Below are 13470 nucleotides of genomic sequence, written 5' to 3' on the forward strand. Positions count from 1 at the left end.
GTCGAATCCAGAAACCTGCAACCCAAAACAAAAAGAGAGGAACTGAAAAATGCGCATTTCTCCCTTCATTTTCGCCGCCGCCTTGGCATCGGGGCTCGCGACCGCTGCACATGCCGACCAGCTCGACGACATCATTTCGGCCGGCAAGCTGCGCTGTGCCATCGAGCTCGATTTCCCGCCAAACGGCGCGCGCGACAAGGACAACAAGCCAATCGGCTTTGACGTCGATTACTGCAATGATCTGGCGAAGGCACTTGGCGTGGAGGCCGAGATCGTCGACACGCCGGATCCCGATCGAATTCCCGCCATCCTCTCGGGTCGCGCCGACGTTGGTATTGCCGTGGCCTCCGACACGCTCGAGCGGGCAAAAACGATCGGCTTCTCGATCCCCTATTTCGTGTTCAAGACCATCGTTCTGGTGCGCGAAGATTCCGGCATCAAGAGCCCGACCGACATCAAGGGGCACACCGTAGGCGGGCCGGCAGGAGCCTATGAGACGCTTGCTCTTGGAGACACCGTCAAAGGGTTCAACGACCCGAATGGCAAGATGCTGACCTTCCAGTCTCAGTCGGACACATTCCTGGCGCTGAGCCAGAAGCAGATCGACGCGACCTACACGACATCCACGATCGCGACCGCCATCATCCAGTCGGGCAAATATCCCGGCCTGAAGATCGTCGGCGACGCGCCTGTCGATGCCGACTATTGCGCCATCCTCGTGCAGCGCCACGAGCAGGGATTGCTCAACTACTTGAACCTGTTCCTGAACCGACAGGTCCGTTCCGGTCGCTATGCCGAACTCTACAAGAAATGGGTCGGAACAGAGGGCGGCCCGGCTCCGGACCTCACCGTTGCAAGTGTCTATCGGTAGCAGTCCGCGCTGCCCCGGATGCAGTCTCGTGATTGCATCCGGGATGCTCGGCGACGACGACATTTCTGCTGATCCGCAGTTCAGTATCCGTCGCATGAAGGGGTCCTCGCATGGCATACACCTTCCAGTGGCGTCCCGTGCTCCACTCGCTGCCAGAGATGCTGTGGGGAGCGTTGGTGAGCCTCGAAATTGCCGCCCTGGCGATGGCAATTGGCACGGTTTTCGCCCTTCTGCTGGCGCTTGCAAAGAGATCGGGTGGGAAAACGCTCTCGGGCCTCGCCGACATATGGATCGAGATCGCGCGAAACACCCCTGGCCTGTTTCAAATCTACCTGATCTATTTCGGCCTGGGATCCTTTGGGCTTCGTGTCGACTCTTATTCAGCGCTTTTGCTGGGCATTACCTTCAACAACGCCGGCTATCTCGCTGAAACCTTCCGCGGCGGATTCTCCGCTGTCCCGGAAACCCAGATACGGGCAGCACGCTCCTTGGGATTGGGTCAAGTTCGTACCATGTGGCACGTCGTCCTGCCGCAAATGCTGCGCGCGGTGTTTCACGCCATGACGAACCAGATGGTCTGGTCGATCCTGATGACATCGCTCGGAGTGGTGGTCGGCCTGACAAGTGACCTGACGGGCGTCACGAACCAATTGAATGTCGTGACGTACAGGACATTTGAGTATTTCTTTGTAGCGGCCTGCCTGTACTACCTCATATCCAAAATATTCACCGTAAGCGCACGTCTGCTTGCGTCACGCCTGTTCCGTTATTGAGGAGCTAGAGATGTTTTTTGGCGCCTCATTATCCTGGAACGACATTCTCTTCATGTTGAATGGCGCGGCTACCACGATCGCCATCACCCTGGCCTCCGTGGCCATCGGCACCAGCCTTGGCGTGTTGTTCGGCCTTGCCCGGGCTGGTTCACCCTGGTGGATCAGTTGGCCAATTGGCGGAATTCTGGACGTCTTCCGCTCAGTTCCGTTGCTCATCCAGCTGGTGCTGTTCAATTCGTTCAACAGCATGCTTCGCCTTCATTGGCCGACCTACCTGGTGGCCTGCGTGTGCTTGGGTGTCTATGCCGCCGCGTTTTGCACCGAGATCGTCAGAAGTGGCGTGACAGCAGTCCCGACCACGACGCGGCGAGCCGCCCGATCGCTTGGTTTGACCTGGTTTCAGGAGGTCGTGTCCATCACCTTGCCCATGGCGACCAGGATCGTATTCCCGAGCTGGATCGGTCTGGCGCTCGGGGTGATGAAGGACACTGCCCTGGTACTCTGGATCGGCATCGTCGAGCTCCTGCGAAGCTCCCAGATCGTCACCACCAGGGTGCAGGAGCCGCTGCTGGTCCTGTCCATCGCTGGCCTGATCTATTTCCTGATGAGCTTCCCGATTGCGAGGCTCGGAGCACAGCTCGAGAAGAGGTGGCAGATACAATGATCGAGATAGACAACGTACATAAACACTTCGGCACTCTGCACGTTCTCAAGGGTGTCAGCCTGAATGTGAACAAGGGCGAAGTCCTATCGATGATCGGCGGATCGGGCTCCGGCAAATCGACCATGCTGATGTGCATCAATGGTCTCGAAGGCATTCAGAAGGGGCGCATCAGCGTCGACGGCATCGACGTCCACGCCGAGACCACGGATCTCAACAAGCTTCGTCGCAGGATCGGCATCGTGTTCCAGCAGTGGAACGCCTTTCCACATCTCACCGTCCTCGAAAATGTCATGCTGGCCCCACGAAAGGTGCTGGGCAAGTCGAAGCAGGAGGCGGAGGCCATCGCTGTCCAACAGCTCGGCCATGTCGGGCTCGGTGAAAAGCTCAAGGCGTTTCCCTCGCGCCTTTCGGGCGGACAGCAGCAGAGAATGGCAATCGCACGCGCGCTTGCCATGTCACCCGACTACATGCTGTTCGACGAGGTGACGTCCGCGCTCGATCCGCAATTGGTTGGCGAGGTTTTGGACACTCTGCGTATGCTCTCGAAGGAGGGAATGACGATGATCGTGGTGACGCACGAGATGCGCTTCGCACGAGAAGTGTCAGATCGCGTCGCCTTCTTCTGCCAAGGGCAAATTCATGAACTCGGCACGCCCGAGCAGATTTTCGACAGCCCTCAAAAACCCGAGACGGCCGACTTCCTGCGCTCGGTATTGTGATCATCGGCTGCAGGACACTCGGCACACAATCTACGCACGGCCTGCGGGTGGGCAGCCACCAAGCGTGATGGATTGGCTGCAGGCGCCGCTACCAACCCGTCGGGACAGCGAACTGAAACGATGCCGGCCGCTCTTAACGGAGAAGACATGACAATGCTTAAGGTCGCAGACGCCGGGACAACCTCTTGCACCTGGACTACGGTCGATTGATAGAGGCACTTGATCGCGGGTCCGCGCAGGGCTGTGTTGTTCCGATGCGCCACCGTCTTACCATTGAAAAGGACGGCCCAGCCCGACGCTACTCTGCTGCTGATGCCTGCCTGGAGCAGCGGTTCCGATGAAACCAGCTATCTTGGCGTGAAGCTCGTGACCGTGCTTCCTAGCAACACCTCGGCGCTTGCGATGCGCTACCTTTCCCGGAAGGACTCTAGAAAACTGCTCATCCTAGGCTGCTGACGCTCCCTTTGCCGTAACCGCGCGATGGATCTCCTCGGTCAGTCTGGTGTTGATCTCGATGAGCCGGTGCACCTCGTCCTGGATCTTCAAGAGCGCCTCAGCGTCCTTGTAGGTCTGCAGCGCCTGTTTGTCTGAAGCCGCGGCCGAGACCTTTTGGCCGACCATGATAACGGACAGCAGTACCAGTTGCAGGAAAGTTTGAGCGATCCATGCGATCAGCGTCGCCACCCCGCCCTGGATGGCCGCCGGCAAGCTGATAAGGGCGATCCCCGCAAAAACATAGGCGCACCACATTGTGCCGACAGTATTGGTGATGACGAGGGCAATGCGCCCGTTCAGGCCCACTTGCTCATGCTCGGTAAGGTGCGGTCCGACCTTCTCGCGTTCCTTGATACGCGGATTGGGAATGTGCTCGACCATCCTTGAGTTCCCCCAATTGCAGAGAGCCCAGTAGAGCACGTTATGTGTTTGAAATACACGGACAACGTGTCCATCCAAATTTGGACAAAATGACCGCAACGGTCCGCAGCCAGCGCGTAGATTGTGATATCGCGTCGGGCATGTCTGACAATGCAATGAAGTGAAATCCTCACCCGCTATTCGCGCATTCGCCGACATGACGTTAGAACATGTCGAGGCGGAGCGACGTTCCTTGCGTCGATCATCGCGCACAGCACCGACAATTACGGCGCCTTTGTCGCCTGGCTGACGAATCCGCTGCAGATGGCGCTGATGGCCTTGCTGCTGGTCGCCCTGTTCTATCACACCGCGCTCGGCTTGCAGGTCCTCATCGACGACTATGTTCATTCCGCAAGCAAACCGCTCATCCTGACCACCGTACGGCTGGGATGTCTAGCGCTTGCGGCGATGGGTTGCTTTTGCCGTCGTGGACGCAGCCTTCGGCTGAGGGACGGCACCGCGGCGCAGGACTTGCTGCCCCCGTCGTGGAAGGTGTCGCGGCCGACGGGCATGCGTTTCGCGACATGGACTAGGGTCGTCGGATAGCCAAGGCCAGCATGTTTGACGCGTCTGCGTACGCGATAGGCCGAAGGTGGCGAATTGATCTCGTTGATCTCACATTGCTGACAAGTGTTCCATGGGCCGGGTGCTCGACGGCACGAAAACCGGGGCCTACAAATTGATCTGACATGCCGCGCGTGCGGTGCCGACACTGCACGCCAAACGAACGGATCGAATATGGTTTCAAGCTTACCGCCTCCCGTCTCCCAATCGGTCGCCGCCAGGCTTACGCGGGCGGCGATATTCCTGGTGTTGACGATCAATCCCGGAACGGCGGCCGAAGAAACGGTTCGCGGCGTGTGCGCCGACCTCTCCAGCCTGTTGCGCGGCGTGGGATTCCGCAATCTCAATGGGCAATTGTCATGCGTCATGGGATTTGGCTCCGATGCCTGGGACAGGTTGTTTGGAGCGCCGAGGCCGAAGAACCTGCATCCATTCCGTGAGATACGCGGCGTGCATACCGCCGTCTCGACACCCGGCGACATCCTGTTTCACATCCGCGCGGCAAGCATGGACCTGTGCTTCGAACTGGCGACGCACATCATGTCGCGGCTCGCCGGCGCGGTCACGACCGTGGACGAGGTGCACGGCTTCAAATTTTTCGACGACCGCGATCTGATCGGCTTTGTCGACGGAACCGAAAACCGGTGGGCCAGGCCGCCGAAGCGGCGACCCTTGTCGGCGATGAAGACCCCGACTTTGCCGGCGGCAGCTACGTGATCGTGCAAAAATACCTGCACGACGTGGAGCGGTGGAACAAGGTGCCTGTCGAGGAACAGGAGAACATCATCGGGCGGCACAAGCTGTCCGACATTGAACAACTCGATTCCGCGAAGAAGCCCTACGCGCACAATGTCCTGACGTCGATCGAACAGAACGGCGAGCAGCTTCAGATCGTGCGCGACAACATGCCGTTCGGTGAGGTTGGGAAGGGAGAGTTCGGCACATTTTTCATCGGCTACGCCCGTTCCCCGCAGCGCACCGAGAAGATGCTGGAGAACATGTTCATCGGCAACCCGCCGGGCACTTACGACCATCTGCTGGATTTCAGCCGCGCAGTGACGGGAGCGCTGTTCTTCGTGCCGACGGCGACGTTCCTGGACGACGTCAGCCCCGAGGCGGCTGACGACAGTGGCGCCGATGAGCTGCAGGCCCCCGAGGCGCCCCAGCCGAACGCACTCCCCAACGATGGTTCACTCGGGATCGGATCCCTGAAGGAAAGAGGCAGGACATGAATAATCTCCATCGGCACCTCGCGCCCATCTCTGATGAGGCATGGGAGCAGATCGAACAGGAAGCATCCCGGACGCTCAAGCGCCATCTGGCGGCGCGGCGGGTCGTGGACGTTGTCGGCCCGAAAGGTTTCGACCTTTCGGCTGTCGGCACCGGTCATCTCAGGCAGATTCCCACAGCTGGCGAAGGGGTCCAGTCCGCACAGCGCGAGGTGAAAGCGCTGGTCGAGTTGCGGGTTCCGTTCGTGCTCACACGCCAGGCGATTGACGATGTGGACCGGGGCGCCGCGGATTCGGACTGGTCGCCGGTGAAGGAAGCGGCGCGCAACATCGCCTTCGCCGAGGATCGCTCCGTCTTCGATGGCTATGCCGCCGCCGGCATCCAAGGCATTCGACAAGGCACCAGCAATGCCACTGTCGCGCTGCCCGCCAATGTAATGGGGTATCCGGAAGCTGTCGGACAGGCGGTCAGCCAGTTGCGGCTGGCCGGGTCAATGGACCCTATGCGCTCGTGCTGGGTGCGGCGGCGTATACGGCCGCGAGCGGTGGCAGCGACGAAGGTTACCCAGTCTTCCATCATCTCGAGCGTGTGGTGGACGGAGGGATCATCTGGGCTCCGGCCATCGAGGGTGGGTTCGTGCTCACCACGCGTGGTGGCGATTTCGAGCTGGATATCGGCCAGGACCTTTCCATCGGCTATCTCAGCCACTCCGGCACAGAAGTCGAACTCTACCTGCAGGAGACATTCACCTTCCAGTTGCTGACCGCCGAGGCTTCAGTAGTGCTCGCGCCGCCGAAAAAGTGATTGCGCAGGCAGAGCCGAGATCCAGTGAAATATCTGGGGTGTCCGAGCGTATGGCTGTTAATCCCCCTGTGCAGCATGTCGTGATCATCGGAGCCGGATTCGGTGGTCTTGCGGCTGCGCGCGATCTTGCGAGCGCGCCGTTCCGCATCACACTTGTCGATCGCCGTAACCATCATCTGTTCCAGCCACTGCTCTATCAGGTCGCCACAGCCGCGCTCGCGACGTCGGAAATCGCCTGGCCCATCCGCTATCTTCTTCGCAAACACAAGAATATCACGACGCTGCAAGGCAGCGTCGTCGGCATGGAGGCTCGGGAGCGAAAGGTGCTTCTGGACGGGGAGGAGCCGATCCTTTTCGACACGCTGATTTTGGCGACCGGTGCTCGCCATGCCTATTTCGGTCATGATGGATGGGAACCCTTTGCACCGGGTCTGAAGACCCTGGAGGATGCCACCAAGATCAGAAGGCGGATCGACGCGGGGCGCGCCGTGCCTGGTCATCGCTGATCAAAGAGAGCGAAAGCGGAAGCAGGTAGCATCCACTGATCGGCTATCTATCGGCGGCGGGACGAAGTACTTTAGCTCACCAACGCGGTCACCCGATAACACCCGATGAACCGGCTCTGCTACTCAGATGATTTCTTCAATTTTCACGTTGCGGCCGCCGAACTCGGCCGTGTCGGATTTCCCCAATCCGTCGATCACCTGATAGAATGGGGCGAGCGGTGAGAGGCCTATCAGCTCGATTCCCTCGCAGGTGAAGTGGTCCATAGAGACGCCGATCACGAAGTGGCGGCCATCGACAGTCACGATCGCTCCCGGTTCGACGAATTCCTTCGGCCCGAAGTCGAGCGCGTTCAACTCCGCGACCTTGGCTTCGGCGGCGCGCAGCGTTCGCTCGAGGTCTTCAGCTCCGCCTGCGACCAGGCCTGAGCTTGATCATCAACGACGGTCGCTTCATCTTCGACCGGCTTGCTTGCCCGAAGATGCTCGGCATAGGCCGCCCTCGCGCCGTCAAGTTCGGCCGACGCCAGCTCAATCAACTTGCTGCGCACGCTGACCTTGTTCATTCACCGGATCTCCGTCTTGTTCAGTTGCATTCGGCTTCGGGTAGGAAGGTGTGCGTGCCGTCGCAGAATAGCTTGTTCCGCGACTGGCCGCATCAACACAGCGTGACCCGATTGCGGATTTCGTAAGTGCAGCCGTTCGTCGACTCGATTTTGACCCCACCTTTGGCCCAGATCGAGCCGCTTCCCGCTGCGAGTTAACGCCGATCATCTGTTCGAGGGGCGGCAGGTCTCGGCTCACAAGGTGGGGGTCGATCTTCGTGATTTTTAGAACGGCAACTCCGCACGGGTTTCGATATCCACCAAAGGGGCGGAGAATTCAATCTGGCGATTGTCGGCCGCACTCGCGCCGCGCTAGCTTGCCGACAAAATAGCTGCAACGGAGGACACGCGATGGTGTCGTTGTCGGGCGCGGTTGACCTGGGCATGCAAGCTCTTTTTGGGCTGCCGCTGTTCGTCGTGCACCTGATTGCAGTGGTGCGGGCGATTACCCGAGCCAACCGCACACCTGCTGCCCGTGTAGCCTGGGTGGTTGTCATCATGTTCCTGCCACTGCTTGGTGTCATTGCCTATCTATTCCTTGGCGAGACCAGCATCGGGCGCAAGCGCGCACAGCGGCTCAAGGCGGCGGAAGACCGAACCGCCCTGCCCGATGACGCAGCCTATGCGCCGGAAACCGTTGAGCCGGAAGCAGCCGCCCAATTCGACCTTTGCCGGTCGATCAATGGGCTGCGACCGGTGGCGGGCAATCGCATCCTGCTTCTGGGTGATCCCGAGGCGCCCAACGACCAACCGACATTCGACTCTGATATCGCGATCGACTCGCTGGCAAGGGATATCGAACAGGCAAAGGAGCATGTGCACATCGGCTTCTATATCTGGCTCGACGACGAAAATGGCGGCAAGGTCGCCAACGCCGTCGCTGATGCGGCGAAACGCGGCGTGCATTGCCGCGTGATGGTGGATGCCCTGGGCTCACGTGCCCTTGTCCGCGGTCCACGATGGCGACAGCTGCGCAAAGCGGGTGTGTTGTTGGTTGCCACGTTGAACGACATTCCGCGCCTGGGGCATCTGGCCGTGGGCCGCGCTGACCTGCGCAATCATCGCAAGATCGTCATTATCGACAATCGCATCGCCTATTGCGGCAGCCAGAACTGTGCAGATCCGGCATTCCGGGTAAAGGCGAAGTATGCGCCCTGGGTGGACATTTTCCTGCGTTGCCAAGGACCAGTGGTGCGCCAGGCACAGTATCTGTTTCTATGCGCATGGATCGCCGAAACCGGCGAGCCCCTGGAAGGGCTTGCCGCAGCCCAGCCTGCACCGGAGCATTTCCGGCCGGGAAGCGTGGCGCAGATGTACGGAACCGGACCGACAACGCTCGGCAATGCCATGTCCGAGTCCTTCGTTGGCGCGATCTATTCCGCGCGCAAGGAACTCGTGATCACGACGCCCTACTTCGTACCGGATGAGGCGGTCCTGCGCGCTTTGTGTGCCGCCCCGCGCCGGGGCGTCGAGACGACAATTGTCTTCCCGAACGCAACGATTCATGGTTGGTGCAAAGTACCAGCCGCAGTTGCTATGCGGACTTGCTCTCCAATGGCGTGGGCGTCCACGAGTATCCGCTGGGGCTGCTGCATACCAAATCGATGACCATCGACGGGAAAATCGCACTGGTCGGATCAGCCAACATGGACCGGCGCAGCATGCAGCTCAACTTCGAGAACAACCTGCTGATAGCGGACGAAGACGCAGTCGTCGCGGTCCGCGCTCGCCAGCAGGGTTATCTCGCCGTGTCGCGGCCGGTCGCGCTCGACACGGTCAAGGCCTGGCCGTTTCACAGGCGTCTGGTGCAGAATGCGGTGGGCATGATGGCGCCGATACTCTAGAGGGGCCGCCTCCAATTCGCGGTGTGGAATTGCGCTGCCCTGCTTGCGATAGCGGTGGTGAAATAGACAAGCCAGTTAAGGTTTCAGACGGGACGATGAGACTATTGCCTGAATAGGTCAGACAGTGTGTATGTTTGATCGCGGTTTTTCGTAACCGGCCGAGTTGCTATCTAGCATGGAGACGATAGCCGACTTTGTGCTTGGTCATTTGTACCTCCTACGTTCGACCCGAAGGTTCTGACGATCACGCATCCATGCCGGTCGCCATTTCCGCCATGGTGGACGCCACCCGGTCACGACATGCGGTAAGGTGCGCGCGCGGTTCGGGCGCCATTGCGCGGCTTTAGCGGCAGGACATGCAGGACATCATGCAGGACATAGAGCATCGTTCGTGCCAGTTCCGTGCATCGCGCAATATCAATAGCTTAAGTTGGCCTTCGCTTGGTTCTGGGACATTTTGGCCGGCCGAAAGACAAATTGTCTGTAGATTTCAGCAATGTGGCACAGAAGTTACCCCCGTCAAACCTGGGGCCTTCTTCGCCGATTCCAGTCTGCATATTACGGGATACTACGGGGCTTTGGCGCCCGCGCTGACCGCGCCCTTCCAGATCGTGCTGATCGATAGGCGTCACGCGCCGGGTTAGAATCTTTCATGTTTTGACGGAAGCGTACCCGGCGTCGCGCGCTTCCACTCGAAGGTGATCTCCCCGGAATACGTCGCTGTCACCCCCGCGGCGCCGCAGTGGCCCGCGTCCTGGAATCAACTATCCGAGAGTCTGACTGGCGAGTGCGTAAGTCGTCGGCGCGCCGTCGATGGCAAAATCGGAGAGGCGTTTGCCCAGCGACATGGTGAGCACCGTGTCGAAAACAGGTATTCCGCTGTGCGACAGAAAGGCAGCAAACTCGCCATGGTCCATGTGGGTGTCGATCCGCAGGAAAGACCCCGAATGGTCGGCCACGTGCGGCCGGACGATCGCCACGGCGTCGGCGTCGCTTTCCGCCACGACCGGCCCCACGACGTGGCCCCGTCCGAACGGCCGGCAGAGCGCGAAAGCGGTCAGCGTATCGTCCTTGAAAAGCCCATAGCCGGCCGAGTGCGCGAAAAGCCTTTCGATGAGCGCCGCCCGCCTCACGCCAAATCCGGCCGCGTCGAGCGCGATTATCGCCGGAATATCCCTTGCGTCCAAAATCCGGACATCGTCTCGCGTATTTGCCGGCCTACCCGTCGTCTGCAAGCGGGCAATGCCCTGGCATTGATAGACTGTCTTCTCCGGCTGGAAGTCGAGCGAGAGATAGAGCCGCCTTGCCGCGCGCGTTGCATTGAGGCGCAGATCGCGCCCGGCGACCTTATCGAAGACCCGCTTCATCAGCCATTGCCCCGCCCCCAGCGTCTGCAGCCGCGGCGAGGTGATGACCATACCCACGGTCGCGAAATCGTCGCCATGCGCGAACCACATGGCCGAACCGAGAACCCGGCCGATCTCGTCGAGCGCCACGAACCCCTCTCCCGATTCACGCAGGAATTGCCAGTCCTCGGCGCGATGCGGCCATCCCACGGCGAGCGAGTGCGCGTGCAAGCGGTCCAACTCAACGCCTTCGATGTCGCCGATCCGCATCGAGAAAGTGTCGATTTTCAAGCTTCCGGACGGCTTCAAGTCCATGCCCCTAAAAGATTGTCGCACTGAGCGCGGCACACTGGTGGCCACCCTCTGCCCGCCAACGCTAAACGAGCGGCCCAGTACGATTAGCTCGAAAGCCGCGCAGCAACGCAAGATTCAACTGAAACATTTCAGCTTTCGGCACGCAATCGCGAAAGAATGCACACACTCTCCCTGGAAATCTAGCAGCATATGGTCGACGGCACCGATCCCGGCGAACCCGAACGTTTTGAGGGCTGGAATGGACGTCTTCGACATCCTCGACCGTCTCGTCGCCTTTCCATCGGTCGCCGGCAAACCGAACGGCGATATCGCCGGCTGGATCGAAGCCTATCTCGTGGAACATGGAACCCAGGTCACCCTGCTTCCAGGGCCGGAAGGCGATCGTTCCAATCTTTTCGCGACGATCGGGCCTGCCAATGTCCCGGGCTATATCCTGTCTGGCCATATGGACGTTGTTCCCGCCAGCGAGCCGCAATGGAGTTCGAGCCCTTTCGCGCTACGCCGGGAGGGCGAACGGCTCTATGGACGCGGCACCACGGACATGAAGGGGTTTCTCGCTGCGGTGCTCGCGGCCGTGCCTGCGCTGGCGGGACTGCGCCTTGCCAAGCCAATCCACCTCGCCTTTTCCTACGACGAGGAGGTGGGATGCCGGGGCGTGCCGCATTTGATCGCCCGCCTTCCCGAACTCTGCGCCAGGCCGCTCGGCGTCATCGTCGGTGAGCCGAGCGGGATGCGCGCCGTGCGCGGCCACAAGGGCAAGGCGGCCGCCCGCGTGATCATCAACGGGCGCTCCGGCCATTCCTCCCGGCCCGATCTCGGGCTCAACGCCATCCACGCCATGGCCGCTGCGCTGAGCGCGGCCGTGAGCGAGGCCGAACGGCTGACGCACGGTCCGTTCGACGCCGCCTTCGAGCCGCCCTACTCTTCGTTGCAGGCGGGCGTGGTGGCGGGCGGACATCAGGTCAACATCATCCCCGACACCTGCACTCTGGACCTGGAGGCACGCGCCATACCTGGCGTCGACCCGGCGAGCCTGCTCGCGCCTGTAAGGACACGGGCAGAGGCCCTTGCGGCCCAAGGCTTTCGGGTCGAATGGACGCCGATGAGCGCCTATCCGGCGCTGTCGCTGCCGCAAGACGCGGCACTGGCGGCACAGTTGGCCGAGCTGACCGGCGAAGCGCCGCTTGCCGCAGTCAGCTACGGCACGGAGGCCGGACTTTACCAGGCCGCCGGGCTCGACGCGATCATTTGCGGACCCGGCGACATCGACCGCGCCCACAAGCCCGATGAGTACATTCTCACCAGCGAACTCGCCGCCTGCCAGCGATTGATCGAGGCGCTGGGCGCGCGCTGCGCGGTCTGAAAGGGAACCGGAATGACATTCCTGTTCAATTCCGATGCGCGCCGCGGGGCGATCTTCGCCGATGCCTTCGCGAGAGAACTGCCGGACGTCCCCTTCACGATGGATGCCGCAACGGTCGATCCCGACGCCGTGCGTTACCTGATCAGCTGGACCGTGCCGGATAACCTCGGCCGCTACAGCAACCTGGAAATGCTGTTTTCCATCGGCGCCGGTGTCGACCAGTTCCGCCTCGATGCGGTGCCTGCGAACGTGAAGATCGTGCGCATGATCGAGGAAGGCATCGTGCGCATGATGCAGGAATATGTGACGCTTGCCGTGCTCGCGCTCCACCGCAACCTGCCTGGATATCTGGCGCAGCAGCGCGCCGGCGAATGGCACGACATCCCGCAGCTCCAGGCCGGATCGCGCCGGATCGGCGTGCTCGGCCTCGGGCAGCTTGGCCAGGCCGTCCTCGACCGCCTGAAGCCCTTCGGCTTCCCGCTTGCTGGATGGAGCCGCTCGCCGCGGCGGATCGAGGGCGTGACCTGTCATCATGGCGAGCCCGGGTTGAACGAAATGCTCGTGGCCAGCGACATTTTAATCTGCCTGCTGCCGCTGACCGAGGAGACGCGCGGTTTCCTCGATGCCGACCTGTTTGCGAAACTGCCCAAGGGCGCGGCGCTCGTCCACACCGGCCGCGGGCCGCAGCTCGATCATGAAGCCCTTGTCGCCGCGCTCGACAGCGGCCATCTTTCGGCAGCGATGATTGACGTCACCGATCCCGAACCGCTGCCGGCAGGCCATCCGTTCTGGTCGCATCCGAAGGTCATTCTGACCCCGCATGTCGCCAGCGTCACCCAGCCCGCCAGCGCCGCACAGGCCGTCGTCGAAAACGTCAGGCGTTATCGCGCCGGCCTTGATCCCATCGGGCTCGTCGACCGGTCGCGCGGCTATTGAAGTCCAACGTGAAAGGCC

Annotated in this window: 11 protein-coding genes and 4 pseudogenes; 11 read left to right on the forward strand and 4 right to left on the reverse strand. The window is 61.0% G+C overall.

Features of this window, described 5'->3' with window-relative positions:
- Positions 1 to 49 precede the first annotated feature (49 nt).
- The 4 genes from DBIPINDM_RS09160 to DBIPINDM_RS09175 all read left to right on the forward strand — a co-directional run bounded on the left by DBIPINDM_RS09160 (position 50) and on the right by DBIPINDM_RS09175 (position 3027).
- Positions 50 to 871, forward strand: a complete 822-nt coding sequence (locus DBIPINDM_RS09160; RefSeq protein WP_258585432.1) for a transporter substrate-binding domain-containing protein — start codon at positions 50 to 52, stop codon at positions 869 to 871.
- Positions 872 to 981: 110 nt separating this feature from the next.
- A complete protein-coding gene (locus DBIPINDM_RS09165) occupies positions 982 to 1644 on the forward strand; it encodes an amino acid ABC transporter permease (RefSeq protein ID WP_258585433.1) in 663 nt (220 codons plus the stop codon).
- Positions 1645 to 1654: 10 nt separating this feature from the next.
- Positions 1655 to 2308 (forward strand): amino acid ABC transporter permease, encoded by a 654-nt coding sequence (locus DBIPINDM_RS09170; protein WP_258585434.1) that lies wholly within the window; start codon positions 1655 to 1657, stop codon positions 2306 to 2308.
- A complete protein-coding gene (locus DBIPINDM_RS09175; RefSeq protein ID WP_258585435.1) occupies positions 2305 to 3027 on the forward strand; it encodes an amino acid ABC transporter ATP-binding protein in 723 nt (240 codons plus the stop codon). The genes DBIPINDM_RS09170 and DBIPINDM_RS09175 overlap by 4 nt, the downstream gene beginning before the upstream one ends.
- 444 nt (positions 3028 to 3471) lie before the next feature.
- On the opposite strand, the gene DBIPINDM_RS09180 is transcribed toward DBIPINDM_RS09175, so the two are convergent.
- Positions 3472 to 3903 (reverse strand): hypothetical protein, encoded by a 432-nt coding sequence (locus DBIPINDM_RS09180; protein WP_258585436.1) that lies wholly within the window; start codon positions 3901 to 3903, stop codon positions 3472 to 3474.
- A 285-nt stretch (positions 3904 to 4188) separates the two neighbouring features.
- Between DBIPINDM_RS09180 and DBIPINDM_RS09185 the strand changes: the two genes are divergently transcribed.
- From DBIPINDM_RS09185 to DBIPINDM_RS09200, 4 genes and pseudogenes are all read left to right on the forward strand, one after another.
- Entirely contained in the window at positions 4189 to 4488 is a 300-nt protein-coding gene (locus DBIPINDM_RS09185; protein ID WP_258589231.1) for a hypothetical protein, read from the forward strand.
- A 192-nt stretch (positions 4489 to 4680) separates the two neighbouring features.
- Positions 4681 to 5742, forward strand: a pseudogene (locus DBIPINDM_RS09190) (Dyp-type peroxidase).
- A pseudogene (locus tag DBIPINDM_RS09195) lies at positions 5735 to 6540 on the forward strand (family 1 encapsulin nanocompartment shell protein). Before DBIPINDM_RS09190 ends, DBIPINDM_RS09195 begins: the two co-directional pseudogenes overlap by 8 nt.
- Before the next feature lie 50 nt (positions 6541 to 6590).
- Positions 6591 to 7013 (forward strand): annotated as a pseudogene (locus DBIPINDM_RS09200) (NAD(P)/FAD-dependent oxidoreductase); the annotation flags it as partial.
- A 156-nt stretch (positions 7014 to 7169) separates the two neighbouring features.
- Here DBIPINDM_RS09200 and DBIPINDM_RS09205 read toward each other — a convergent pair.
- A complete protein-coding gene (locus DBIPINDM_RS09205) occupies positions 7170 to 7400 on the reverse strand; it encodes a hypothetical protein (protein WP_258585437.1) in 231 nt (76 codons plus the stop codon).
- Positions 7397 to 7609 (reverse strand): hypothetical protein, encoded by a 213-nt coding sequence (locus DBIPINDM_RS09210; RefSeq protein WP_258585438.1) that lies wholly within the window; start codon positions 7607 to 7609, stop codon positions 7397 to 7399. Before DBIPINDM_RS09210 ends, DBIPINDM_RS09205 begins: the two co-directional genes overlap by 4 nt.
- A gap of 423 nt (positions 7610 to 8032) precedes the next feature.
- On the opposite strand from DBIPINDM_RS09210, the pseudogene cls reads away from it, so the two are divergent.
- A pseudogene (gene cls / locus DBIPINDM_RS09215) lies at positions 8033 to 9492 on the forward strand (cardiolipin synthase).
- Between the two features lie 764 nt (positions 9493 to 10256).
- Here the strand turns inward: cls and DBIPINDM_RS09225 are convergent.
- On the reverse strand, positions 10257 to 11153 hold the full coding sequence (locus DBIPINDM_RS09225; protein ID WP_258585441.1) for a GNAT family N-acetyltransferase: 897 nt from the start codon (positions 11151 to 11153) through the stop codon (positions 10257 to 10259).
- A gap of 238 nt (positions 11154 to 11391) precedes the next feature.
- Here DBIPINDM_RS09225 and argE point away from each other — a divergent pair, with 238 nt between their 5' ends.
- Positions 11392 to 12516 carry an acetylornithine deacetylase gene (gene argE, locus DBIPINDM_RS09230; RefSeq protein WP_258585442.1) on the forward strand — a complete coding sequence of 375 codons (1125 nt, stop codon included), beginning with the start codon at positions 11392 to 11394 and terminating at the stop codon, positions 12514 to 12516.
- A gap of 12 nt (positions 12517 to 12528) precedes the next feature.
- Entirely contained in the window at positions 12529 to 13452 is a 924-nt protein-coding gene (locus DBIPINDM_RS09235) for a 2-hydroxyacid dehydrogenase (RefSeq protein WP_258585443.1), read from the forward strand.
- The last annotated feature ends 18 nt before the right edge of the window (positions 13453 to 13470 follow it).

It is taken from the genome of Mesorhizobium sp. AR02, from assembly GCF_024746835.1.
Classification (GTDB): Bacteria; Pseudomonadota; Alphaproteobacteria; order Rhizobiales; family Rhizobiaceae; genus Mesorhizobium.

Bases quoted from the DNA above. Each gene is read 5' to 3' on its own strand.
- DBIPINDM_RS09160 (WP_258585432.1), top strand. From the start codon at position 50: ATGCGCATTTCTCCCTTCATTTTCGCCGCCGCCTTGGCATCGGGGCTC.
- DBIPINDM_RS09165 (WP_258585433.1), top strand. From the start codon at position 982: ATGGCATACACCTTCCAGTGGCGTCCCGTGCTCCACTCGCTGCCAGAG.
- DBIPINDM_RS09170 (WP_258585434.1), top strand. From the start codon at position 1,655: ATGTTTTTTGGCGCCTCATTATCCTGGAACGACATTCTCTTCATGTTG.
- DBIPINDM_RS09175 (WP_258585435.1), top strand. From the start codon at position 2,305: ATGATCGAGATAGACAACGTACATAAACACTTCGGCACTCTGCACGTT.
- DBIPINDM_RS09180 (WP_258585436.1), bottom strand. From the start codon at position 3,903: ATGGTCGAGCACATTCCCAATCCGCGTATCAAGGAACGCGAGAAGGTC.
- DBIPINDM_RS09210 (WP_258585438.1), bottom strand. From the start codon at position 7,609: ATGAACAAGGTCAGCGTGCGCAGCAAGTTGATTGAGCTGGCGTCGGCC.
- DBIPINDM_RS09225 (WP_258585441.1), bottom strand. From the start codon at position 11,153: ATGGACTTGAAGCCGTCCGGAAGCTTGAAAATCGACACTTTCTCGATG.
- argE (WP_258585442.1), top strand. From the start codon at position 11,392: ATGGACGTCTTCGACATCCTCGACCGTCTCGTCGCCTTTCCATCGGTC.
- DBIPINDM_RS09235 (WP_258585443.1), top strand. From the start codon at position 12,529: ATGACATTCCTGTTCAATTCCGATGCGCGCCGCGGGGCGATCTTCGCC.